This is a genomic window from Polaromonas sp. YR568, assembly GCF_943369675.1.
Classification (GTDB): domain Bacteria; phylum Pseudomonadota; class Gammaproteobacteria; order Burkholderiales; family Burkholderiaceae_C; genus Polaromonas.
In genome coordinates, this window is record NZ_CALROB020000010.1 from 39182 (window position 1) to 60743 (window position 21562).

The 21562-nt window shown below is 64.1% G+C and carries 22 protein-coding genes; 8 read left to right on the top strand and 14 right to left on the bottom strand.

Translation table 11 applies throughout. The annotated features are described in order from the left end of the window. The first annotated feature begins 65 nt into the window (after positions 1-65). Both ACLV8F_RS07230 and nth read left to right on the top strand, forming a co-directional pair. On the top strand, positions 66-1085 hold the full coding sequence (locus ACLV8F_RS07230) for a BLUF domain-containing protein (protein ID WP_411883560.1): 1020 nt from the start codon (positions 66-68) through the stop codon (positions 1083-1085). Positions 1086-1123: 38 nt separating this feature from the next. After that, positions 1124-1768: an endonuclease III gene (gene nth / locus ACLV8F_RS07235; RefSeq protein ID WP_411883561.1), complete on the top strand. Its 645-nt coding sequence runs from the start codon at positions 1124-1126 to the stop codon at positions 1766-1768. Positions 1769-1777: 9 nt separating this feature from the next. On the opposite strand, the gene ACLV8F_RS07240 is transcribed toward nth, so the two are convergent. The 3 genes from ACLV8F_RS07240 to ACLV8F_RS07250 all read right to left on the bottom strand — a co-directional run bounded on the left by ACLV8F_RS07240 (position 1778) and on the right by ACLV8F_RS07250 (position 5267). Further along, complete coding sequence (locus tag ACLV8F_RS07240; protein ID WP_411883562.1) at positions 1778-2890, bottom strand: ABC transporter substrate-binding protein; 1113 nt, start codon at positions 2888-2890, stop codon at positions 1778-1780. A gap of 105 nt (positions 2891-2995) precedes the next feature. Next, complete coding sequence (locus ACLV8F_RS07245; protein ID WP_411883563.1) at positions 2996-3973, bottom strand: Bug family tripartite tricarboxylate transporter substrate binding protein; 978 nt, start codon at positions 3971-3973, stop codon at positions 2996-2998. A 73-nt stretch (positions 3974-4046) separates the two neighbouring features. Beyond that, positions 4047-5267: a pyridoxal-phosphate-dependent aminotransferase family protein gene (locus ACLV8F_RS07250; RefSeq protein ID WP_411883564.1), complete on the bottom strand. Its 1221-nt coding sequence runs from the start codon at positions 5265-5267 to the stop codon at positions 4047-4049. A gap of 115 nt (positions 5268-5382) precedes the next feature. Here ACLV8F_RS07250 and ACLV8F_RS07255 point away from each other — a divergent pair, with 115 nt between their 5' ends. Both ACLV8F_RS07255 and ACLV8F_RS07260 read left to right on the top strand, forming a co-directional pair. Beyond that, positions 5383-6081, top strand: coding sequence for a GntR family transcriptional regulator (locus ACLV8F_RS07255; RefSeq protein WP_411883565.1), 699 nt, complete (start codon positions 5383-5385; stop codon positions 6079-6081). A gap of 67 nt (positions 6082-6148) precedes the next feature. After that, positions 6149-9265 carry an FAD-binding and (Fe-S)-binding domain-containing protein gene (locus ACLV8F_RS07260; protein ID WP_411883566.1) on the top strand — a complete coding sequence of 1039 codons (3117 nt, stop codon included), beginning with the start codon at positions 6149-6151 and terminating at the stop codon, positions 9263-9265. Positions 9266-9411: 146 nt separating this feature from the next. On the opposite strand, the gene ACLV8F_RS07265 is transcribed toward ACLV8F_RS07260, so the two are convergent. Then, positions 9412-9669 (bottom strand): hypothetical protein, encoded by a 258-nt coding sequence (locus ACLV8F_RS07265; protein ID WP_411883567.1) that lies wholly within the window; start codon positions 9667-9669, stop codon positions 9412-9414. A gap of 105 nt (positions 9670-9774) precedes the next feature. On the opposite strand from ACLV8F_RS07265, the gene ACLV8F_RS07270 reads away from it, so the two are divergent. The 3 genes from ACLV8F_RS07270 (at position 9775) to ACLV8F_RS07280 (ending at position 11459) form a co-directional block, all read left to right on the top strand. Next, on the top strand, positions 9775-10371 hold the full coding sequence (locus tag ACLV8F_RS07270) for a 3'-5' exonuclease (protein ID WP_411883568.1): 597 nt from the start codon (positions 9775-9777) through the stop codon (positions 10369-10371). 41 nt (positions 10372-10412) lie between these two features. Next, the gene (locus tag ACLV8F_RS07275) at positions 10413-10646 is read left to right on the top strand and encodes a hypothetical protein (protein WP_411883569.1); all 234 of its coding nucleotides are present in this window, start codon (positions 10413-10415) and stop codon (positions 10644-10646) included. Between the two features lie 441 nt (positions 10647-11087). Further along, entirely contained in the window at positions 11088-11459 is a 372-nt protein-coding gene (locus ACLV8F_RS07280; protein WP_411883570.1) for a hypothetical protein, read from the top strand. On the opposite strand, the gene dnaB is transcribed toward ACLV8F_RS07280, so the two are convergent. The 10 genes from dnaB to ppsA all read right to left on the bottom strand — a co-directional run bounded on the left by dnaB (position 11456) and on the right by ppsA (position 20551). Then, positions 11456-12868, bottom strand: a complete 1413-nt coding sequence (dnaB, locus tag ACLV8F_RS07285) for a replicative DNA helicase (RefSeq protein ID WP_411883571.1) — start codon at positions 12866-12868, stop codon at positions 11456-11458. The genes ACLV8F_RS07280 and dnaB overlap by 4 nt on opposite strands. A gap of 179 nt (positions 12869-13047) precedes the next feature. Next, on the bottom strand, positions 13048-13500 hold the full coding sequence (gene rplI, locus ACLV8F_RS07290; RefSeq protein WP_411883572.1) for a 50S ribosomal protein L9: 453 nt from the start codon (positions 13498-13500) through the stop codon (positions 13048-13050). An 11-nt stretch (positions 13501-13511) separates the two neighbouring features. Next, the gene (gene rpsR / locus ACLV8F_RS07295; protein ID WP_011483947.1) at positions 13512-13796 is read right to left on the bottom strand and encodes a 30S ribosomal protein S18; all 285 of its coding nucleotides are present in this window, start codon (positions 13794-13796) and stop codon (positions 13512-13514) included. A gap of 10 nt (positions 13797-13806) precedes the next feature. Beyond that, positions 13807-14115, bottom strand: coding sequence for a primosomal replication protein N (gene priB, locus ACLV8F_RS07300; RefSeq protein ID WP_411883573.1), 309 nt, complete (start codon positions 14113-14115; stop codon positions 13807-13809). A gap of 60 nt (positions 14116-14175) precedes the next feature. Next, complete coding sequence (gene rpsF / locus ACLV8F_RS07305; RefSeq protein WP_007871089.1) at positions 14176-14541, bottom strand: 30S ribosomal protein S6; 366 nt, start codon at positions 14539-14541, stop codon at positions 14176-14178. 212 nt (positions 14542-14753) lie between these two features. Next, positions 14754-16865 (bottom strand): sodium:solute symporter family protein, encoded by a 2112-nt coding sequence (locus ACLV8F_RS07310; RefSeq protein ID WP_411883574.1) that lies wholly within the window; start codon positions 16863-16865, stop codon positions 14754-14756. A gap of 4 nt (positions 16866-16869) precedes the next feature. Continuing rightward, positions 16870-17127 carry a DUF4212 domain-containing protein gene (locus tag ACLV8F_RS07315; RefSeq protein WP_411883575.1) on the bottom strand — a complete coding sequence of 86 codons (258 nt, stop codon included), beginning with the start codon at positions 17125-17127 and terminating at the stop codon, positions 16870-16872. Beyond that, the gene (locus ACLV8F_RS07320; RefSeq protein WP_411883576.1) at positions 17114-17743 is read right to left on the bottom strand and encodes a tetratricopeptide repeat protein; all 630 of its coding nucleotides are present in this window, start codon (positions 17741-17743) and stop codon (positions 17114-17116) included. Before ACLV8F_RS07320 ends, ACLV8F_RS07315 begins: the two co-directional genes overlap by 14 nt. Next, on the bottom strand, positions 17734-18030 hold the full coding sequence (locus ACLV8F_RS07325) for a hypothetical protein (protein ID WP_411883577.1): 297 nt from the start codon (positions 18028-18030) through the stop codon (positions 17734-17736). Before ACLV8F_RS07325 ends, ACLV8F_RS07320 begins: the two co-directional genes overlap by 10 nt. A 121-nt stretch (positions 18031-18151) precedes the next feature. Then, positions 18152-20551: a phosphoenolpyruvate synthase gene (gene ppsA / locus ACLV8F_RS07330; protein ID WP_411883578.1), complete on the bottom strand. Its 2400-nt coding sequence runs from the start codon at positions 20549-20551 to the stop codon at positions 18152-18154. 188 nt (positions 20552-20739) lie between these two features. On the opposite strand from ppsA, the gene ACLV8F_RS07335 reads away from it, so the two are divergent. Continuing rightward, positions 20740-21561 (top strand): pyruvate, water dikinase regulatory protein, encoded by an 822-nt coding sequence (locus ACLV8F_RS07335; protein WP_092126396.1) that lies wholly within the window; start codon positions 20740-20742, stop codon positions 21559-21561. Position 21562 lies beyond the last annotated feature (1 nt).

Genomic DNA, 21562 nt, shown 5'->3' on the forward strand with positions numbered 1-21562 from the left:
TATCCACATGCACCGTTCAGGGGTGGGGATTGACGTGGAATTTGCTTCTGGCGCAGGATGGCACCATGGTGAACAGCATCTCGCCCTATGGTGCATCCCCTGGACAGGCCGAAGTCGAGCGTGTGGTGACGGCCAGCATCTGCCACATGAAGGAAGGCATTTACGCGCAGATGGAAAACATACGCGCGGATTCGCTGCGGCGCAATGCGGTACACGGCATCCACGCGGTGCTGCTGTACCAGAGCGGCTGGTTCTTGCACTGGGCCGAAGGCCCGGCGCCCGCGCTGCGCGCGCTGCTGCAGCGCCTGACGCAGGACCCGCGCCACCATTCGCCGCACACCGTGCACGGCAGCCGGGGCCGGCGCATCCTGCCCACACCCTGGTCCATGATGATGTCGCAGTCCGGCGAGTCGGCCGTGGACTACGGCCGGCGCGTGATGGCGCTGCGCGAGCAGTTTGAAAAAGGCACGCAGTACGCACCCTCCTCCGTGCTGCGGCGCCTGTCCGCGCCCATGCTGCTGCCGCAGGCGCAAGGCCCGGCCGACCCCGAGGCTTTTCACCGGCTCGGCATTTGCGCGGCCGCCGGCAACGAGGCCTTCGGCATGGTCGAGTGGCTGGCGCGGCGCCACGGCAGTGCCGTGGCCAAGCGGCGCTTTGCGGGTGAACAGGACATGGACGGCAGCAGCGAATCCGTCGAATTCATGGCGGGCAACCACCCCTGCCGCATGATTGCCGTGGCGCGCAACGGCCTGGCCCACGGCCTGCGCCGCGCCTTCCTGCCGGACTGGCCGCATTTTGTGATGCTGTTTTGCGGCATTCCCAAATTCGATGACGCGCTGATGGCCCGCATGGTTGCGGCGTGCGAAGGCTTGCCCGTCACGCCGACCTTGCTCGGCATTGCACCCGATGCCGAAACACAGCAGCGCATGCAGGGCATGGCGCGTCAGGCGCGCCTGGCCTATAGGGCGGCCAGCATCGCCAAGGCCGACGACTTTCCCGCCATCTGGCAGGCGGTGCGGGAGCAGCTCCAACGGGCCGGCGCGCCGCCGAGCTCGGTGTGGAACGTGCCGCGCATGGCGGCCTGAACCCGACGCGCACCCGGTGCGCCTATACACTGCGGGGCATGAAAAAAGAAGACATCGCCCCGTTCTTCGCCACGCTGAAAGCCGCCAACCCGATGCCGGTGACCGAACTCGAATACACCAGCGTGTTCGAGTTGCTGGCCGCCGTGCTGCTGAGCGCGCAGGCCACCGACGTCAGCGTGAACAAGGCCACACGCAAGCTTTACCCGGTGGCCAACACACCGCAGGCCATCCTCGACCTGGGATGGGAGGGACTGGAGTCTTACATCCGCACCATAGGCCTGTACCGAACCAAGGCCAAAAACCTGCTGGCGACCTGCGAGATATTGGTGACACAGCACGGCGGCCGGGTGCCGCGCACGCGCGAGGCGCTGGAAGCCCTGCCCGGCGTGGGCCGCAAGACGGCCAATGTGGTGCTGAACTCGGCCTTCGGCGAAGCGGTGATGGCGGTGGACACGCACATCTTCCGCGTGAGCAACCGCACGGGCCTTGCGCCCGGCAAGAACCCGCTGGAAGTGGAGATGGGCCTGCTCAAGCGCGTGCCCGCCGAATACCTGGTGGACGCGCACCACTGGCTGATCCTGCACGGGCGCTATGTGTGCATCGCGCGCAAGCCGCTGTGCTGGCAGTGCGCGGTGGCGCCCTGGTGCGATTTCGAGCCCAAGACGCCGCCGCCTGCGGCTTGACGAAAGCCCTTACCTGGCGAAGGTGCCGTCGGCGCGGATCATCGTCAGATTCACGAAGCGCGAGCCCAGATTGCTCTGCTTGCTGTAGGTGATCGCATAGCCGCCCAGGTCTTCACTGGTGAAGCCTTCCAGCGTGCCGATGAGCTTCGCACGGGTAATCGGCGCCGCTGTTTTCTGCAGCGCGCGCACCACCAGCTTGGCATTGAGGAAACCCTCCATGCTGTTGTAGCTGAACTTCTTGTCGGCGGTACCGGAGATCACGGACTGGTATTCCTTCACGGCGGCGTTGCCCAGCTCGGTGAAGGGGTAAGGCACGACCTGCGAGACGATGACGCCGGCAGCCGGCTCTTTCAGTTCGGCATGCAGGCCCGAGGACACGCTGAGCACCAGGAACTGCGCGCTCGCGCCCTTGGCTTTGTAGGCCTTGATGAAGGCGGCATTGGGCTTGGCCTGGGCGATCAGCATGACGGCCTGCGGCTGGGCGGCGGCAATCACGTCGACCGCTTTGGCCACGTCCACCGTGCCGCGCGGCACGGGGGCCACGGCGGCCGGCGTGGCCCCGCGTTTTTGCATGGCGGCATTGAGCGCGTCCAGGCCTTCCTTGCCGAAGGCATCGTCCTGGTAGGCGACGGCGATCTTCTTGATGCCGATGGTCCAGGCGTGGTTGACGGCCGCTTCGATCTCGTCGCTGGTGCTGGCGCGCACGTGGAACAGGTTGGGCACAAACGGGTCGCGCAGCGACTTGGCGCCGCTGGTGTTGCCGATCTGGGCGATGCCGGCCGCCTGGACGATGGGCACGATCTTCAGCATGTTGGCCGTGCCGCGAAAGCCCACAAGGGCCACCGCGTTCTGGTCGATCAGCGCCTTGGTGTTTTCGGCGGTCTTGTCGGGGTTGAAGCCGTCGTCCAGGCTGACGAGCTTGATCTTCTCGCCGCGTATGCCGCCCTTTTTGTTGACGTCGTCAAAGTAGGCGTTCATGCCGCGCACGTAGTCGGTGGTGAGCGCTGCGGTATTGCCCGAGAGGTCACCCGAGTGGCCCAGGATGATGTCGGCCGAAGCGCCCGCGCCGGCGGCGCACAGGAAAACGGCGGCCAGCAGACGGCCGGCCTTTGAAAAATTCACAACTGTCATGAAACGATCCCCTACCCTTGCTGTTGAAAAAACTTGTTGTTCATAAAAAAAACCGGCACTGGGCCGGTTTCGTCCCCGAGTCGCAGATATCAAGTATCAGGCGTCAACCTTGACCTTGGCTTGCTGCGCCACCTGCGCCCACTTCTTTTGTTCGGCCTTGATAAAAGACGCGAATTTTTCGGTGCTGCCGCCACCGTCTTCGGCGCCGTACAGCTCCATTTTTTCCTGCACGTCGGGCATGGCCAGCACCTTGTTGACGTCCTCGTTCATGCGCTGCACCATGGCCGGCGGCATTTTGGAGGGACCCATGAGGCCGTACCAGACGGTGGCTTCGAATCCGGGAAAGCCCGATTCGGCCATGGTGGGCACGTTGGGGTGGCCCTTGGCGCGCTTCAGGCGCGTCTGCGCCAGTGCGATGGCCTTGCCGCTTTTGACGTGCGGCGTGGCCGACGTCATGGTCTCAAAGCAGTAGTTCACCTGCCCGCCTATCAGGTCGACCAGCGCCGGGCCGGAACCGCGGTAGGGAATGTGCAGCGCAAAAATTTTCGCCTGCAGCTTGAACATCTCCAGCGCGAAGTGCTGGGCCGAGCCGCCGCCGGCCGAGGCGAAGCTGATCTGTCCAGGTTTTTCCTTGCACAGCGCGACCAGGTCCTTCACCGTCTTGGCGGGCTGGTCGGCGTTGCAGATCAGCATGTTGGGCGTGACGCCGACCATGCTGATGGGCACGTAGTCGCGCTCGGGGTTGTAGCCCAGCTTGAGGCCCAGCGCCGGCGCCAGCGCGTGGCTGTTGATGTGCGCCATCAGCAGGGTGTTGCCGTCGCCGGGCTGCTTGGCCACGTAGTCGGCCGCGATCACGCCGGCGGCGCCGCCCTTGTTTTCAATCACCACCGAGGTGTTCCACATGGTCGACAGCTTTTGCCCGACCACCCGCGCCAGCGCATCGGTGCCGCCGCCGGGCGGAAAACCCACGACGATGCGGACCGGGCCGGACGGCAGGGTCTGCGCCTTGAGCATGGGTGATGCCACCATGGCGGCCGTGGCCGCCGTCGCGCTGATAAACGTTCTGCGTTGCATGGGTTCCCTTTTTGATTGGTAATTAAAAAAAGCGAAGTGACAGTTGAGGCAAATTTTTGGGCGCAGGCCGCTCTCAGGCCGCCTTGCGCTGCGGCACCACGGCCGCATGGCTTGCGAAGTGGTCCATCGCCGCCTGCACGCCCGAGCCGGCGAGTTTGACGCCCGCCAGCTTCAGGCCCATCTCGCAGCCGCTCAGGGCGGCCATGAGCGTGAGGTCGTTGCAGTCGCCCAGGTGGCCGATGCGGAACATGCGGCCCTTGACCTTGCCCAGACCGGTGCCCAGCGAGCAATCAAAACGCTCGTAAATGATCTTGCGCACCGCATCGGCGTCCACGCCTTCGGGTGTCATCACGCCGGTCAGCACCGGCGAATACACGGACGCATCGGCGCACTGGATCTGCAGGCCCCAGGCCTTGACCGCGGCGCGCACGCCAACGGCCCAGCGCTGGTGGCGCGCGAACACGGTTTCCAGGCCGTGCTCGAGCAGCATGTCGCAGGCCTCGCTGAGCGCGTACAGCAGGTTGGTGTTGGGGGTAGACGGCCAATAGCCGGTCTTGTTCATCTCGATGATCTCGTCCCAGGCCCAGAAAGCCTTGGGCAGCGTGGCCTTTTTGCTGGCTTCGATGGCCTTGGCGGAGACGGCGTTGAAGCTGATGCCGGGCGGCAGCATCAGGCCTTTCTGCGAGCCGCTGATGCTGACGTCAACGCCCCACTCGTCGTGGCGGTAGTCGGCCGAGGCCAGTCCCGAGATCGTGTCGACCAGCAGCAGCGCCGGGTGTTTGGCGGCGTCGATCGCCTTGCGCACGGCGGCGATGTTGCTGGTGACGCCGGTGGAGGTTTCGTTGTGCACCACGCAGAGGGCCTTGATGCTGTGCTGGGTGTCGGCCTTCAGGCGCTCTTCAATCAGCGCGGCCTGCACGCCGTGGCGCCAGACGTCGGCGCCGGGATAAGAAATGACTTCGGTCTTCAGGCCCAGGCGCGTGGCCAGCTTCTGCCACAGCGCGGCGAAGTGGCCGGTTTCGTACATCAGCACGTGGTCGCCGGGGTTCAGCGTGTTGGACAGCGCCGCTTCCCAGGCGCCGGTGCCGGACGCCGGGTAAATGATGACGGGTTGTTTAGTCTGGAAGATTTTCTTGATGTCGGCCAGCACCTTCAGGCCCAGCGCGGCGAACTCGGGGCCGCGGTGGTCTATGGTGGGCAGGCTCATGGCCCGCAGGATGCGGTCCGGCACCGGCGACGGGCCGGGAATCTGCAGAAAGTGACGTCCCGTAGGATGAAAGTCAAGCGTCAACATGGCAAAGGGCTCCTGAAGTAATTCGCTATTTTTTGCATACAAAATTCATTTGTCAATAAGGTCAAAGGCTTACAAGGGATTTGACAGGGGTAAATTTTGCATACAAAATTTGCCTATGGCCGCCGAAATCATCCAAATCGTCCCGATTCCCCGCGCCGCCCTGCACGAGCAGGTCGCGCACCGGCTGCGCCAGATGCTGGTCGAAAACCGCATCCTGCCCGGCGCCAAGCTCAACGAGCGCGAACTCAGCGAGGTGCTCAACGTCTCGCGCACACCCTTGCGCGAAGCCATCAAGATGCTGGCCGCCGAAGGCCTGGTGGAGTTGCTGCCCAACCGCGGCGCGATCGCCGTGGCACTCAGCGAAGCCGACGTGCTCAACACCTTCGAAGTGATGGCCGGGCTGGAAGCGCAGTCGGGCGAGCTGGCGGCCGAGCGCATCACCGACGCCGAACTGGCCGAGATCAAGGCCATGCACTTTGAAATGTTGGCCGCCTACACACGGCGCGACTTGCCCAATTACTACCGGCTCAATGCCGCGATCCACAACGCCATCAACGCGGCGGCCAAGAACCCGGTGCTGACCACTACCTACGCACAGGTCAACGCGCGCCTGCAGGCCCTGCGCTTTCGCTCCAACCAGGACGAAGAAAAATGGAAATCGGCCGTGACGGAACACGAGCAGATGATTGAAGCCCTGACGGCGCGCGACGCGGCCGCGATGCGCCGCGTGCTGCTGGGCCACCTGGGCAACAAGCGCGATGTGGTGGTGCAGCAGTTGCGTGCCGCCGGCATTGAAAGCAAAGCCAAAGCCTGAGCTCTGCCGGCCAGCCTCCGGAACCCGGCCTGATTCCCACAACCGCCCCACACACCAAAGAGCCGCGATGAACGCCCCCCTCCCCCTCAAGATCACCCGCCAGGCCGCGGCCCAGACGTACGACGACGTGGCCCGCGTCAGCAATGAAATCGCGGGCCGGCTGGCGGCGCGGCTTGCCGCCGAAACCCAGGGCGAGGTGCTGTTCTCGCCGGCGGACCGCGGGCGCTACGCCACCGACGCGTCCATCTACCAGGTCACGCCGGTGGGCGTGTTTGTGCCGCGCACCGACGAGGACGTGAAAATTGCGCTGGACATTTGCCGCGACCTGCAGGTGCCCATCGTCCCGCGCGGCGGCGGCACCAGCCAGTGCGGGCAGACCGTGGGCGCGGGCCTGGTCATAGACCATGCCAAACACCTGCGAAACATCCTCGACGTGGACCTGGGCGAGCGCACGGCCGAGGTCCAGCCCGGCATCGTGCTGGACCACCTGAACGCCTCGCTCAAACAGCACGGCCTCTGGTACCCGGTGGACGTGTCGACCAGCGCACAGGCCACGCTGGGCGGCATGGCGGGCAACAACTCCTGCGGCAGCCGCAGCATCGCCTACGGCAACATGGTGCACAACGTGCTGGGCGCGACCGCCTGGCGTTCCGACGGCGGCCTGCTGGCGCTCGGTCGCTACGACACGGCCGGCGGCGCCGCGCGCGAGCTGGGCGACTACGTCAAGGCGCTGTCCGACCAGTTGCTGCCCGAACTGCAGGCGCACTGGCCCAAGGTGCTGCGCCGCGTGGCCGGCTACAACCTGGACATCTTCAACAACCAGAACGAAAAGCCGTACACCAGGGACGGCTCGGTCAACCTGGCGCACCTGCTGGTGGGCAGCGAAGGCACGCTGGCGCTGACCCGGTCGCTGAAGCTGCGCCTGGCCGAACTGCCGCGCACCAAGGTGCTGGGCGTGGTGAACTTCCCGACCTTTTACAAGGCCATGGACACGGCCCAGCACATCGTGCAGCTGGGCGGCGACGGCACGCTGAGCGCGGTCGAGCTGGTGGACCGCACCATGATCGAACTCTCGCTGCAGAACCCGGCCTTCGCGCCCACGGTGCGCACCGCCCTGATAGGCCGGCCCGACGCGATTTTGCTGGTGGAGTTTTCAGGCAAGTCCAAAGCCGAACTCGTGCCCAAGATGCGCCAGCTGGTCGAGCTGATGGGCGACCTGGGCCTGCCCGGCTCGGTGGTCGAGATGGTCGAGGACGCGCCACAGAAAAACCTGTGGGAAGTGCGCAAGGCGGGCCTGAACATCATGATGAGCCTCAAGGGCGACGGCAAGCCGGTCAGCTTCATCGAAGACTGCGCCGTGCCGCTGGAGCACCTGGCCGAATACACCGACGCGCTCACCAACGTGTTCCGCAAATACGGCAGCAAGGGCACCTGGTATGCCCATGCGTCCGTCGGCACGCTGCACGTGCGGCCCATCCTGGACATGCGGCGCGAGGGTGGCGCCAAGATGCGGGCGATTGCCGAGGAGGCCTCGGCCCTGGTGCGCCACTACAAGGGCGCCTACAGCGGCGAGCATGGCGACGGCCTGTGCCGCGGCGAGTGGATCGAGTGGCAGTTCGGCCCGAAGATCAACGAGGCCTTCGCGCAGATCAAGAATTACCTGGACCCGCTGAACCTGCTGAGCCCGAACCGCATCATCAACCCGCCGAAGATGGACGACGCGCGGCTGATGCGTTTTCCGCCCAGCTACAAGGTCATCCCCATCAAGACCGCGCTGGACTGGAGCGCCTGGAACGTGCAGAACGACCCGGTGACCGAGCAGACCAGCGAGCCCGGCACGGGCGGCGACCCGGCCCAGGGTTTTGCCAAGGCCGTGGAGATGTGCAACAACAACGGCCACTGCCGAAAGTTCGACGCCGGCACCATGTGCCCCAGCTACCGCGCCACACGCGACGAGAAACACCTGACGCGCGGGCGCGCCAACACGCTGCGCCTGGCGCTGAGCGGGCAGCTGGACGGCTTGAAAGCCGAAGACGCCTTCACCAGCGAAGCCGTGCAGGAGGCCATGGACCTGTGCGTGGGCTGCAAGGGCTGCAAGCGCGACTGCCCCACCGGCGTGGACATGGCCAAGATGAAGGTGGAGTTTTTGCACCACTACAAGGCCAGACACGGCTACACGCTGAAAGACCGGCTGGTCGCCCACCTGCCGGACTACGCCCACTGGGCCAGCCGCTTCGCGCCGCTGCTCAACCTGCGCGACAAGATCCCGGGCATGGCCGCCTGGAGCGAAAAACTGCTGGGCCTGTCGGCGCGACGCAGCCTGCCGCAGTGGAGCAGCGACACCTTCTGGAAGCACCTCGATGCCTCGGGCGAACCCGGCGCGGCGCCGCAGGGCCGCATCCACCCCGCCAGCCGCGAGGAAGTGCTGGCCGCCACGCGGCCGGTGGTGCTGTTTGTGGATACCTTCAACGGCTATTTTGAATCGGAGAACGCGCTGGCCGCGCTCAAGGTGCTGCAGGCCGCCGGCTACACGGTGCATGTGGCCGCCAAGACCACACCCGACGGCAAGAGCCTGTGCTGCGGCCGCACCTACCTTGCCAGCGGCATGGTCGACAAAGCCAAGGCCAAGGCGCGCGAGGTGGTGGGCGCCCTGCTGCCCTTCGCCGAACAAGGCATCGCCATCGTCGGCCTGGAGCCTTCCTGCCTGCTGACGCTGCGCGACGAAATGCTGGTGATGGGCCTGGGCGAAGCGGCGCAGACCATCAGCCGCCATGCGCTGCTACTGGAAGAATTCCTGGCGCGCGAGGCGGCCACCGGCAAGCTCGAGATGCTCAAGGGCCGGCTCAAGCCTGCTACCCAGCCCATCCTTTTGCACGGCCACTGCCACCAGAAGGCCTTCGGTGCGGTGAGCCCCATCATCGACGTGCTGAAGCTGATCCCGGGTGCGCAGCCGGAGCTGATCGAATCAAGCTGCTGCGGCATGGCCGGCAGCTTTGGTTATGAGGCCGGGCACTACGAGGTGTCCATGCAGATGGCCGAACTCAGCCTGTTGCCGGCGGTGCGCAAGCAGCCCGATGCCATCGTGGTGGCCGACGGCACCAGCTGCCGCCACCAGATCAAGGACGGCGCGCAACGCGAGGCGATTCACATGGCGGTGCTGCTGGCGCGGCAGCTTCAGGGTTAGGGTTAGGGTCTGTTAACAGGCCCTAGCAAAACACGATCGCCAGCAGGGCCGGGTCGTCGGCCCAGTTGAGCAATCCGTAGGCGCCCAGGCGGTAGGCCGTGAAGACGGCGTACTCGATGAAGCACTCGAAAGTCACGGGCACAGCGTCAGTCCGGCACAAACTGGGCTTTGAAGGTCGCCTCGTCTTCGGGAAGTTCCAGCGTGACCAGTTGCCCCATGCGCATGTCGGCCAGCCGGCAGGCGCCGAACAGGCTGTACTTGCCCTTCAGCGGGTAACTCTCCATGTCGATCAGCATGAAGGAATGCGGCACAAACACCTGGTGCAGGAAAATCGTGCGGTGCCGGTTGCGCGGCGACGGAAAGAGCTTGTAATGCTCCGTGGTGATGCTTTGTGCTGCTGCCATGGTGTGGGGGGATGCGGGCGGTCCGGTGTGATGCGTTACCTTGGACTGTAAGCTCTATCCCTTCGCACCCGCCGTTTTTTACCATCCCCTCCCGCATGGAAGCCTATGACCGAGCGCCATCCCACACCCGACAAGGACGAAATTGCCCTGCTCGAGCCCTTCGAGCGGCTGGATATGGACCAGATCCAGCTCGTGTCCACACCGGCCCAGGCTGCCCAGGCGCTCAAGGAGTTGACCGGCGCCACGGTGCTGGGCTTTGACACCGAATCCAAACCCACTTTCGCCAAGAATGAGGCCTCCGAAGGCCCGCATATCGTGCAGCTCTCGGCGCTCGACAAAGCCTGGATCTTCCAGCTCGAAGACGCCGAATGCCGCCGCGCCGTGGGCCTGGTGCTCAGCTCGCCAGCCGTGATCAAGGCCGGCTTCGGCCTGGGCGACGACCAGCGCCGCATCATCCGCAAACTGGGCACGGACCTGCAGGGCGTGCTGGACCTGAACGTCGTCTTCCGCGAGCGCGGCTACCGCAAGGACATGGGCGTGCGCGGCGCGGTCGCGGTGATGTTCAACAAGCGCTTCCTCAAATCCAAAAAAGCGGCGACCTCCAACTGGGCCAACGAACGGCTCACGGAAGCGCAGATCGTCTATGCGGCCAATGATGCGTACGGGGCGTTGCGGGTGTACAAGGCGCTGGGCCTGGGCTAGCCGGCGCCAGCATTTACATTAAAGCCATCAAGGAAACCGTCATGAACAAACTGCCCCTGCTGTCCTCCCTGCTGCTTGCAAGCGCCCTGCTTTCCGGTTGCGCCGCCGAGCTGCTGAGCACCAGCGAAAAACTCATCATCGTCAAAGGCCGCCCCTCGCAGACGCTCGAGGTCACCGACATCGCCGAAGCCGAATGCCAGAAGCGCGGCCGCCAGCATGCGCGCATGATCAGCAAGCCGGCCGACGGCCAGTACGGGTTTGAGTGCGTGCGCTAGATCCTTTAACAGCCCCGGCCGTCAAACAGCCGTCCAGGGGCGTTGACCGGAAAACCCACCACCCGCTCGCCTTCTCCGGAGCGTCAAAGCCGATCGCGCCAAACTGCGCGTGATTGCCTTGGGCCCGTGCGGCCAAGGGCAGACGCCTCTCAGCCGGCGACAGCATCTCTACATCCAGCAATGCCGCTAGACATCCATGCCTCTTTGAGAAGTGCATGCGATCGTCTTCAATAAATCCGACAAAGATTTACCGCGCACGGACAATCGATCCCGATCTTTTTAACGAACTCGCATACCGTTCAACGTCTCCAAAAAATTGCCCGGCAAATCATGGCGGGCAGCATTTGGAGCCGCGAACAATCCAAATTACCCAGCGCAAGACGGCCGCGCGCATTGCCCAGCGAGCCATCGGCAAAGGGTCTTCCAGGGAAGGCGAGAACAATGCAAGGAACCACGACCGAGGGAATGGATGAGCGCCTGACGGTGCGTCTGCACAAGATACTGAGGGCGCCCTGGGCCGTTCCTCCGGGGGAACGTTACCGGGTGATAGGGACCGTTCACCGGGGGATGGAATTTGGTTTCCTGGCCGTTGCGCGCAACGGCGGCTACCTGCAGGTCAATGGCTCCGTGGTGCAGGCGCTGAACCGTGAGGACGTCAACGCCGCCATCGGCAGCATTTCGCACTTTCCGGCCAGCAGACCCATGGACGGCCCGGCAATCGAGCGGGCCACCGAGCCGGTGACGGTGATTCGAAAGAGAAGGCGCATTCCAGCTGATGCGGGTACCGCGCTAGTGCCCGCCGGATTGCCTTAAAAATCCCCGCTGCTGCCGTGTGCCAGGCTTTCGAACTTGGTGATGCGGTTGATGAAGGCCAGCTTCACCGTGCCGGTGGGGCCGTTACGCTGCTTGCTGATGATGACCTCGGCAACGCCGGGCTCCTTGCAGGCTTCCTTGGTGTAGTACTCGTCGCGGTAGATGAACATGATGATGTCGGCGTCCTGCTCGATGGCGCCGGATTCGCGCAAGTCGCTCATCATGGGACGCTTGTCGGTGCGGGACTCGACGCCGCGGCTGAGCTGCGACAGCGCGATCACCGGGCACTGAAGTTCTTTGGCCAGCATCTTCAGGCCGCGTGAAATTTCGCCGACGGCGGTGGCGCGGTTCTCGTCGGCCATGCCGCCGGAGACGCTCATCAGCTGCAAATAGTCGACCACGATGAGGCCCAGCTTGCCGCACTGGCGGGCCAGGCGCCGCGCGTTGGCGCGCAGCTCACTCACAGTGAGGCCGGGCGTTTCGTCGATGTGCAGCGAGACGGTGCGCAGCTTTTCAATCGCTTCGGTCAGGCGCGGCCACTCCTCATCGGTGAGGCCGCCGGTGCGCAAATGGGTCTGGTCGATGCGGCCTATGGAGCCAACGATACGCACAGCGAGCTGGGACGCGCCCATTTCCATGGAGAACACGGCCACGGGCAGGCCTTCATTGAGCGCGACGTGTTCGGCGATGTTGATGGCCAGCGCGGTTTTTCCCATGGACGGGCGCGCCGCCAGGATGACCAGGTCGCCGGCCTGGAAGCCGGAGGTCATCTGGTCGAGGTCCCTGAAGCCCGTGGGAACGCCGGTGACGTCCTGGGGGTTCTCGGCCATCTCGGTCACGCGGTCCAGCAGGCTCACGACCAGCGTGTCCATGCTCTGGAAGCCTTCCTTCATGCGCGAGCCCTGCTCGCCGATCTTGAAGATTTTCTGTTCGGCCTCGTCGAGGATGGTGGCGACGTCCTTGCCCTGCGGGTTGAAGGCGTTGGTAGCAATTTCGTCGGAGGCGGAGACCAGCTTGCGCAGGATGGAGCGCTCGCGCACGATTTCCGCGTAACGGCGGATATTGCTGGCGCTGGGTACGTATTGCGCGAGCGAGTTGAGGTAGCTCAGACCCCCTACTTCGTCGGCCTTTCCCTGGTTTTGCAGGTATTCATAGACCGTGATGATGTCGGCCGGCTTGGTGGCGTTGATGAGCGCGCCTATGGCGCCATAGATCAGCTTGTGTTCGGCGCGGTAGAAGTCCTCGTCGACCAGCAGGTCGCCCACCCGGTCCCAGGCGCCGTTATCGAGCAGCAGGCCGCCCAGGACACTGGACTCGCCTTCGATGGAGTGCGGCGGAATGCGCAGCTGGGCGATCTGGCGATCGGGGCTGTAGCCGGGATCGTCATAGTTGGAAAGTACGGCGGACATGGGTTTCCTTGGGAGAGGGTGAATGGTACGCCCGGAGCGTAAAACCCCTCGGGATAAGGCTGTGGATAAGCGGGGGAAATCGGGTGGAAATGCCCCGGGAACTTGTGCACAGACGGCGGCTGCGGCCGGCCATGAAAAAAGCCGCTCGGCGAGCGGCTTTTTCGGGAGGGAGAAAACGCTTAAGCGGTTTCGCCGTACACGGTCACGGTGATATCCACTGCCACGTCGGTGTGCAGGGCCACCGTCACAGGGTGATCGCCAACCGTCTTCAGCGGGCCGTTAGGCATGCGGATTTGCGACTTCAGCACAGGGAAGCCCTGCTTGGTCAGCTCGGCCGAAATATCGTGGTTGGTGACGGAGCCGAAGAGGCGGCCGTCAACACCGGCTTTTTGCGTGAGCTTGACGGTGGTGCCGCCGAGCTTTTCGCCCTGGGCTTGCATCTCGGCCAGCTTGGCGGCAGCAGCCTTTTCGAGTTCGGCGCGCTTGGCTTCGAATTCGGCCTTGTTGGCTTCGGTGGCGCGGCGTGCGCGGCCCGAAGGGATCAGGAAGTTACGTGCATAGCCGTCTTTGACCTTGACGATTTCGCCGAGGTTGCCGAGGTTCACGACTTTGTCGAGCAGAATGATTTGCATGGTCGCGCTCCTTACAGGCTACGGTGCTGGTCGCTGTAAGGCAGCATCGCGAGGAAGCGAGCGCGCTTGACGGCGGTGTTGATCTGGCGCTGGAAAATCGCGCGCGTGCCGGTCAGGCGAGCGGGGATGATTTTTCCGTTTTCGGCGACGAAATCGCGCAAGGTGTCGATGTCCTTGTAGTCGATTTCTTCAACGCCGGCGGCGGTAAAGCGGCAAAAGCGCTTGCGCTTGAACAGCAGGGATTGGGTATTGCGCTTGGGGCGCTTGTCTTTGTTGAAACGTTTTGGTCCGGCCATGATGGACTCCTTAAATGGGATTCGGTACTTGCTCTACCTTGTGCAGAGCCTGGATATGAAAAACAACACCTTTGCTGGTGCGCGCATTGATCAGAAAACCGGTGAACCTGAAGGGCTTGCCTAAGGGTGACCTGGCTGATTGCTCAGCCAGCGTTCCGAAGGCAACCGCCCTGACCGTCAACTTGACCTGTCTGGTGACACCGGCTTCGACGACTTCGGACTCGTGTTCGAGGACAAAATTGGCGGCCGGGATTCCAGCGGGCGTGTAGCGAAGAGGACTTGCCTCGGCGATACAGGCGGTCAGTTCAACGTGATTCACTGCGGGCTTTTGCTCAATGGCAGTTGCGCAGCAGCGAGGCGTTCAACAGCATGGTGGCAATTAAGCCGCATACTCCTGCTGTTGGGCTTTACGGGCTTCTTCCCTCTCGACGTTGCGCATCATGAGGGATGGGCCGGTTTCGGCCTTTTTCTTGACCACGGTCAGGTGGCGCAGCACGGCATCGTTGAACTTGAACGCGTGTTCAATTTCTTCCATCACGGCCTGGCTGGCTTCGATGTTGATGCAGAGGTAGTGGGCTTTTGCGAGTTTCTGGATCAGGTACACCAGCTGGCGGCGGCCCCAATCTTCAACACGATGCACTTTTCCGCCGCCGGCGGTGATCATGCCCTTGTAACGTTCCAGCATGGCTGGGACTTGCTCGCTTTGATCCGGATGGATCAGCAAGACGATCTCATAGTGACGCATAAACTCTCCTTGTGGTTGATTGAAGCTGCCCCAGCGTCGTTAAGGGTGCAGCAAGGCGAAGCCCATGATTATAGCCCAAACAGGCAATAGGCCATATGAGGGGGCCCTTCCCACCCAGCAGGGGCCGCGGAACCGGCTTTGCCGGGCCGCAGGCGCAGCGGCCCCCTCGGGGGGCTGGGAGCTACACGCAGTGAGCGACCGTGGGGGCTCCGTTACAGCCGTTTGAGGTCCGGATAGCGGATGTATTCGACCAAATCCTGGATTTTCCGGCTGGGCGCCGGGGTGACCAGGCTCACCAGCACGATCACGGCAAAACCCACCGGCACGCCGAACAGGCCGGCTGAAATCGGGTCTATGCCCCACCACAGCTGCACCGGCGAGGTGATGCCGAAGGTGGCGCGCAGCCAGGGCTGGTTGGTGAACATGTAATACGAGGTCACGCCCAGGCCGGAAATCATGCCCAGCACGGCGCCTATGCCGTTGGCGCGTTTCCAGAAAATTCCCAGGCTGAGCGCCGGAAAAAACGAGGCGGCGGCGAAGGAGAACGCCGCCGACACCAGGAACAGGATGTCCGCCGGCTTTTGCGCCGCCACGTAGGCTGCCAGCAGGGCCACGATGAGCAGCAGGATTTTGGACACCGTCACCCGGCTCACGGTCGAGGCGTTCGGATCGATCATCTTGTAATAGAGATCGTGGCCCAGCGCATTGGCGATCGTCAGCAGCAGGCCATCGGCGGTTGACAGCGCGGCAGCCAGACCGCCCGCCGCCACCAGGCCTGAGATCACATAGGGCAAGCCCGCCAGTTCAGGCGTGAGCAGCACGATGATGTCGCCGCCTATGGTCATTTCATTGAGCTGAAGGATGTTGTCGCGGTTGACGTCGGTCACCGACAGCAAGCCCGGGTCGACGCGGCTCCAGGAATTGACCCAGGCCGGTAGCTGGTCAAACGGCAGGCCCACCACCATGGTGAAGATTTCATACTTCACCAGCACGGCCAAGGCAGGCGCCGTGAAATACAGCAGGAAGATGAAGAACAGCGACCAGGTGACCGACTGCCGCGCCTCGCGCACGCTGGGCACCGTGTAATAGCGCATCAGGATGTGCGGCAAGGCGGCCGTGCCCACCATGAGGCAGAACACCAGCGCCAGGAAATTGCGGCGCGAGGTGTCATAGGCCTCCTGCTCCTTGGGCGTGCCATCGGGGTCGCCCGAGAACTGGGCCGCATGGGCAGGCATGCCGTTGAGTGGCTGCGTCTTGACGTCAGCGGCCGCCCTGGCGGCCGTCCAGACCTTGACGGCCGCCGCCTCGTCCCTGGGCATGGCGGCCAATGCTTTGGCGGCCGAGGAAATTTCAGCCACCGAGGCATTGCCGCCCTTGAGCTGATCCATGCGTTTGCCGGCGGCCAGCTTGTCGGCGGCCAGCGATTCTGCCGGGCGCGCGAGCTTGCCGGACAGCGCCTCGGAGCGCTGCCTGAACAGCTCGCGCACCTGCAGCTCCTTGGGGTCGGCGGCCAGCTCTTTTTCCTTGGCGCTGACTTTCTCAAGCTGGAAGCCGTAGACCAGCTGCGGCACCGGAACACCCGTCTGCTTGACCGACAGCCACACCACCGGGATCAAATAAGCCACCACCAGAATGATGTACTGCGCCACCTGCGTCCAGGTGACGGCACGCATGCCGCCCAGGAAAGAGCACACCAGGATGCCGCCCAGGCCCAGGAAGATGCCCAGTTCGAAAGCAATGCCGGTGAGGTAAGACGTGATGAGGCCCACACCGTAGATCTGCGCGACGAGGTAGGTGAAGGAACACAGGATGGCGGCCGCCACGCCGATGAGCCGCGGCAGCTTGCCCCCGTAGCGCTCTCCCAGGAAGTCGGGAATGGTGAACTGGCCGAACTTGCGCAGGTAAGGCGCCAGCACCAGCGCGACCAGGCAATAGCCACCGGTCCAGCCCATGATGAAAGCCAGGCCGCTGTAGCCCGTGAGGTAAAGCGTGCCCGCCAGGCCGATGAAGGAGGCGGCCGACATCCAGTCGGCGCCGGTGGCCATGCCGTTGTAGATCGCAGGAACGCGCCGGCCCGCCACGTAGTATTCGCCCGCATCGGTGGTGCGGCTCATGATGCCTATGCCCGCATACAGGCCGATCGTGGCCAGCAAAAAGGCCGTGCCTATCCACAGGCGCGGCAAACCCATGCGCTCCAGCCCCGCGAGGATGAGCACAAAGACCACCAGGCCCACCGTGTACCAGCGGTAGACGCGATTGAGCTGCCGCTTGAACTGCTGGCTGGAGAGCATGACCCCGTCGCGTGAACCAAAAAAGCCGGCCATCTGGTCAGTCCCCGTCCGCCACGTCGTGCTCGATGTCGAGCCGGTTCATGTACCAGGCATACACGCCGACGATCAGGCAATACACCAGCAGGGCGCCCTGCGCGCCCATCCAGAAGCTGAAGGGCCACCCGAAAAAACGGAAGTTCAACGCGCGCGCGAAGTAGCTCACGCCGAAGGTCACGCTGAACCATACGAGCAGCAGCACGGCCGTCACCGCGAGGTTTTTGCGCCAGTAGCGGCGGTGGCCGTCAGCGGGCTGCATGGCCCGCCTCGCTTGTGGGCGATATGCCCGCCTGCAGCGCCGCGGCGTTCTCGCGCTCCAGTTGCGCGGCCACGCGCGGCTCAAAGCGCCTCAGGTGGGCGATGACCTTGCGCGCCTTGCCCGGCTCGCCCAGCGCCAGCCAGGCCTGGGCCAATCGGTACCAGCCATAAGGACCCAGCGGTTGCAGCGCGGTGTTGCGCTGCAGCGCCTCGGCGGCTTCCCCGAAGCGCCGCTGCTCCATACGCACCAGTGCCAAGCCGTACCAGGCCCGGTCCAGGCGCGGGTCCAGCGCCACAGCACGCGCGAATGCGGGACCAGCCTCTTCATGGCGGCCGGCCTGCTGCAGCACATAGCCCAGGTTGAACCAGCCACCCGCCTGGCGCGGCCAGGCGGTGGTGAGTTGCCGCAGGCTGGCAATCGCCTCTTGCGTGAGATGCAGCTGCGCCTGGACATGGCCGCGGCTGGCCAGGGCATAAGGATCGGCAGGCCGCAAGCGCAGCATCTGCGAAAACTTGGTCAAAGCGGCCGCACGCTGGCCGGCCGCGAGCAGTAGCAAGGCCTGCGCTTTCAGGAAGAGGTAGTGCAGGGACGACGCCAGCGGCAACGCTATTTGCACAACGCCACCCCGATTTCCAGGCAGATACGGATCTTCGTGGCGGCCGCGGCGATCCATATCAACACCAGCAGCAGGAAAGCCACCAGCGGCAGGTGGCGCTCCAGCACCACGGGCGGGGAAATCCAGCGCGCCGCCCTCACCCAAGGCCGGCCCAGCAATTCCAGCACGCGATAAAACGGATTGCCGTCCCGCCCCGCGCCAGCCAGTAGGCCCACCACCCATTGGCCTGCCAGCGCGAGCAGTGCGATTTCGGCAAGCAATTTGGCGGTGGTGGCGGCGGCAAGCATGGCTCAGGGCAGACAAGGAAAGGCAGAGCCTTCGATTGTCATCGGAGGACTTGCCAATTGCTTACCGTGAGGGCGCCGCCCACCGGGGGTTTTCCCTCGGTCAGGCCGGCGGCCGGCTTGTTCAGCCGGCCAGCTGCTTCCAGGTGTCGATGACCGTGTCGGGGTTCAGCGAGATCGAGCCTATGCCCTGCTCTTTCAGCCACAGCGCGAAGTCGGGATGGTCGCTGGGGCCCTGGCCGCAGATACCGACGTACTTGTTGGCACGCTTGCAGGCAGCGATGGCCTGGCTCAACAGCGCCTTGACGGCCGGGTCGCGTTCGTCAAAGTCCTTGGCCAGGATTTCCAGGCCCGAGTCGCGGTCCAGGCCCAGCGTGAGCTGGGTCAGGTCGTTGGAGCCGATGGAGAAACCGTCGAAGTATTCGAGGAACTGGTCGGCCAGCACCGCGTTGCTCGGCACCTCGCACATCATGATGATTTTCAGGCCCTGCTCGCCGCGCTTGAGGCCGTGTTTGGCCAGCAGTTCGGTCACGGCCTTGGCTTGGCCCAGCGTGCGCACAAAGGGCACCATCACCTCGACGTTGACCAGGCCCATGTCGTTGCGCACGCGCTTGAGCGCCTCGCATTCCATGGCGAAGGCCTCGGCGAAATCCGGGCTCAGGTAGCGCGCCGCGCCGCGGAAACCCAGCATCGGGTTTTCTTCCTCGGGCTCGTAGCGCGAGCCGCCAATCAGCTTGCGGTATTCGTTGGACTTGAAGTCCGACAGGCGCACGATCACCGGCTTGGGCCAGAAGGCCGCGCCAATCGTGGCGATGCCTTCGGCGACCTTGTCGACGTAAAAGGCGCGCGGCGAGGCATGGCCGCGGGCCACGCTTTCGACGGCTTTTTTCAGGTCGGCGTCGATGTTGGGATAGTCCAGGATGGCCTTGGGGTGCACGCCGATGTTGTTGTTGATGATGAACTCCAGCCGCGCCAGGCCAACGCCGTGGTTGGGCACCTGGCAGAAGTCAAATGCCAGCTGAGGGTTGCCGACGTTCATCATGATCTTGAGGTCTATGGGCGGCATTTCGCCGCGCTGCACCTCGGTGACTTCAGTCTCGAGCAAGCCGTCATAGATGTTGCCGGTGTCGCCCTCGGCGCAGCTCACCGTCACCAGCATGCCGTCCTTCAGCGTTTCGGTCGCGTCGCCGCAGCCGACCACGGCCGGGATGCCCAGTTCGCGCGCGATGATGGCCGCGTGGCAGGTGCGCCCGCCGCGGTTGGTGACGATGGCGCTGGCGCGCTTCATCACGGGCTCCCAGTTCGGGTCGGTCATGTCGGTGACGAGGATGTCGCCGGCCTGCACCTGGTCCATGTCCTTGATGTCGTGCACGATGCGGACCGGGCCGGTACCTATCTTCTGGCCGATCGCCCGGCCCTCGGCCAGCACCGTGCCGGTGCCCTTGAGCTTGTAGCGCTGCTCGGCCTTGCCCTTGGCCTGGCTTTTTACCGTCTCAGGGCGAGCCTGCAGGATGTAAAGCTGGCCGTCGGTGCCGTCCTTGCCCCATTCGATGTCCATGGGGCGGCCGTAATGCGCTTCAATGATGAGGGCGTAGCGGGCGAGCTGCTCGACATCGTCGTCGGTCAGCGAATAGCGGTTGCGCAGCTCGGTCGGCACGTCGGTTGTCTTGACCAGCTTGCCGCCGGATTTTTTTTCGTCGGCGGTGGTGAACTCCATCTGCAGCAGCTTGCTGCCCAGATTGCGGCGGATCACGGCGCGCTTGCCGGCCTTGAGCATGGGCTTGTGCACATAGAACTCGTCGGGGTTGACGGCGCCCTGCACCACGGTTTCACCCAGGCCGTAGCTGGAGGTGATGAAGACCACGTCTTCAAAGCCGCTTTCGGTGTCTATGGTGAACATCACGCCGGCCGCGCCCTTGTCGCTGCGCACCATGCGCTGGATGCCGGCCGACAGCGCCACGTCGGAATGCGCAAAACCCTGGTGCACGCGGTAGCTGATGGCACGGTCGTTGTAGAGCGAGGCGAACACCTCTTTCATCTTGTGCAGCACGTCCTCGATGCCGACCACGTTCAGGAAGGTTTCCTGCTGGCCTGCGAACGATGCGTCTGGCAAATCCTCAGCGGTGGCGGAAGAACGCACCGCAAAGCTGGCCTGCGTATTGCCCGCGCTCAGCGTGGCAAAGCTTTCGCGCACGGCTTTTTCCAGGTCGGCCGGGAAAGGCTGCGCTTCGACCAGCGCACGGATTTTGGCGCCGGCGTCGGCCAGGGCGCGAACGTCGTCGGTGTTGAGCGTGTCCAGCACGCCGTTGATTTTTTTGTCCAGCCCGTCGTGGGCCAGGAACACGCGAAACGCGTGGGCCGTGGTGGCGAATCCGGTGGGCACCCGCACGCCCTGGGGGCCGGTGGGCAGTTGCGAGATCATCTCGCCGAGGCTGGCGTTCTTGCCGCCGACGGCCTCGACGTCCGTCATCCTCAGGTTTTCAAACGGTACGACCAGGGCGGTCGCCTCGAACAGATTGGACATGAAAATACTCCGGGAGGTTTAAAAACCGGGGAATTCACCATGCGCGGCAGGCAACCTTGTTGTGGTTCTAAGGGGTTGTGGCGGGGCATGGCGTGACAATCGGGATAATTGCCACGATTGTAGGGGCCTGCGGCCGGATGCGCCGCGTCAGCCTTTCTCCCAGCTTTCAATCAGCCAAAACGCCCACCATGTCCCAACGCACCGTGTTTTTCATCTCCGACGGCACCGGCATTACCGCGGAAACCTTTGGTAACGCCATCCTGGCGCAGTTTGAGTTCAAGCCGCGCCACGTCCGCCTGCCCTTTATCGACAGCGTGGACAAGGCGCACCAGGCGATACGGCAGATCAACCACACAGCCGAAGTCGAGGGCAAGCGCCCCATCGTCTTCACCACGCTGGTCAACATGGAAATCCTGGCCGTCATCAAGACCCACTGCAACGGCATGCTGCTGGACATGTTCGGCATGTTCGTGGCGCCGCTGGAGGGCGAGCTGGGCATCAAGTCCAACCACCGGGTAGGCCGGTTTTCGGACGCCTCCAAGAGCAAGGAATACGACGACCGCATCGAGGCCATCAATTTCTCGCTGGCGCACGACGACGGCCAGAGCAATCGCGACCTGGCCGGCTCGGACGTGATACTGGTCGGCGTGAGCCGCAGCGGCAAGACGCCGACCTCGCTCTACCTGGCCATGCAGTACGGCCTGAAGGCTTCGAACTACCCGCTGATCCCGGAGGATTTCGAGCGCCGCCAGCTGCCGCCGGCGCTGGTGCCGCACCGCAAGAAGATCTTCGGACTGACCATCGCGCCCGAACGCCTGGCGCAGATCCGCAACGAACGCCGGCCCAACTCGAAATACGCCAGCCTGGAAAATTGCCGCGAAGAGATCCACGAAGCCGAAGCCATGATGCGGCGCGAAGGCATACGCTGGCTGTCGACCACCACCAAGTCCATCGAAGAGATTTCGACCACCATCCTGCAGGAAATCCGGCCGGAACGGCTTGAATACTAAA

What these genes read in the sequence shown, in the direction of transcription:
- ACLV8F_RS07245 (WP_411883563.1), bottom strand. Translation starts at nt 3,973, where the DNA reads ATGCAACGCAGAACGTTTATCAGCGCGACGGCGGCCACGGCCGCCATG.
- ACLV8F_RS07255 (WP_411883565.1), top strand. Translation starts at nt 5,383, where the DNA reads ATGGCCGCCGAAATCATCCAAATCGTCCCGATTCCCCGCGCCGCCCTG.
- ACLV8F_RS07260 (WP_411883566.1), top strand. Translation starts at nt 6,149, where the DNA reads ATGAACGCCCCCCTCCCCCTCAAGATCACCCGCCAGGCCGCGGCCCAG.
- ACLV8F_RS07275 (WP_411883569.1), top strand. Translation starts at nt 10,413, where the DNA reads ATGAACAAACTGCCCCTGCTGTCCTCCCTGCTGCTTGCAAGCGCCCTG.
- ACLV8F_RS07335 (WP_092126396.1), top strand. Translation starts at nt 20,740, where the DNA reads ATGTCCCAACGCACCGTGTTTTTCATCTCCGACGGCACCGGCATTACC.
- ACLV8F_RS07250 (WP_411883564.1), bottom strand. Translation starts at nt 5,267, where the DNA reads ATGTTGACGCTTGACTTTCATCCTACGGGACGTCACTTTCTGCAGATT.
- ACLV8F_RS07310 (WP_411883574.1), bottom strand. Translation starts at nt 16,865, where the DNA reads ATGGCCGGCTTTTTTGGTTCACGCGACGGGGTCATGCTCTCCAGCCAG.
- ACLV8F_RS07270 (WP_411883568.1), top strand. Translation starts at nt 9,775, where the DNA reads ATGACCGAGCGCCATCCCACACCCGACAAGGACGAAATTGCCCTGCTC.
- ACLV8F_RS07230 (WP_411883560.1), top strand. Translation starts at nt 66, where the DNA reads ATGGTGAACAGCATCTCGCCCTATGGTGCATCCCCTGGACAGGCCGAA.
- dnaB (WP_411883571.1), bottom strand. Translation starts at nt 12,868, where the DNA reads ATGTCCGCCGTACTTTCCAACTATGACGATCCCGGCTACAGCCCCGAT.
- ACLV8F_RS07325 (WP_411883577.1), bottom strand. Translation starts at nt 18,030, where the DNA reads ATGCTTGCCGCCGCCACCACCGCCAAATTGCTTGCCGAAATCGCACTG.
- rplI (WP_411883572.1), bottom strand. Translation starts at nt 13,500, where the DNA reads ATGCAAATCATTCTGCTCGACAAAGTCGTGAACCTCGGCAACCTCGGC.
- nth (WP_411883561.1), top strand. Translation starts at nt 1,124, where the DNA reads ATGAAAAAAGAAGACATCGCCCCGTTCTTCGCCACGCTGAAAGCCGCC.
- ACLV8F_RS07265 (WP_411883567.1), bottom strand. Translation starts at nt 9,669, where the DNA reads ATGGCAGCAGCACAAAGCATCACCACGGAGCATTACAAGCTCTTTCCG.
- ACLV8F_RS07280 (WP_411883570.1), top strand. Translation starts at nt 11,088, where the DNA reads ATGCAAGGAACCACGACCGAGGGAATGGATGAGCGCCTGACGGTGCGT.
- rpsR (WP_011483947.1), bottom strand. Translation starts at nt 13,796, where the DNA reads ATGGCCGGACCAAAACGTTTCAACAAAGACAAGCGCCCCAAGCGCAAT.
- ACLV8F_RS07315 (WP_411883575.1), bottom strand. Translation starts at nt 17,127, where the DNA reads ATGCAGCCCGCTGACGGCCACCGCCGCTACTGGCGCAAAAACCTCGCG.
- ppsA (WP_411883578.1), bottom strand. Translation starts at nt 20,551, where the DNA reads ATGTCCAATCTGTTCGAGGCGACCGCCCTGGTCGTACCGTTTGAAAAC.
- rpsF (WP_007871089.1), bottom strand. Translation starts at nt 14,541, where the DNA reads ATGCGTCACTATGAGATCGTCTTGCTGATCCATCCGGATCAAAGCGAG.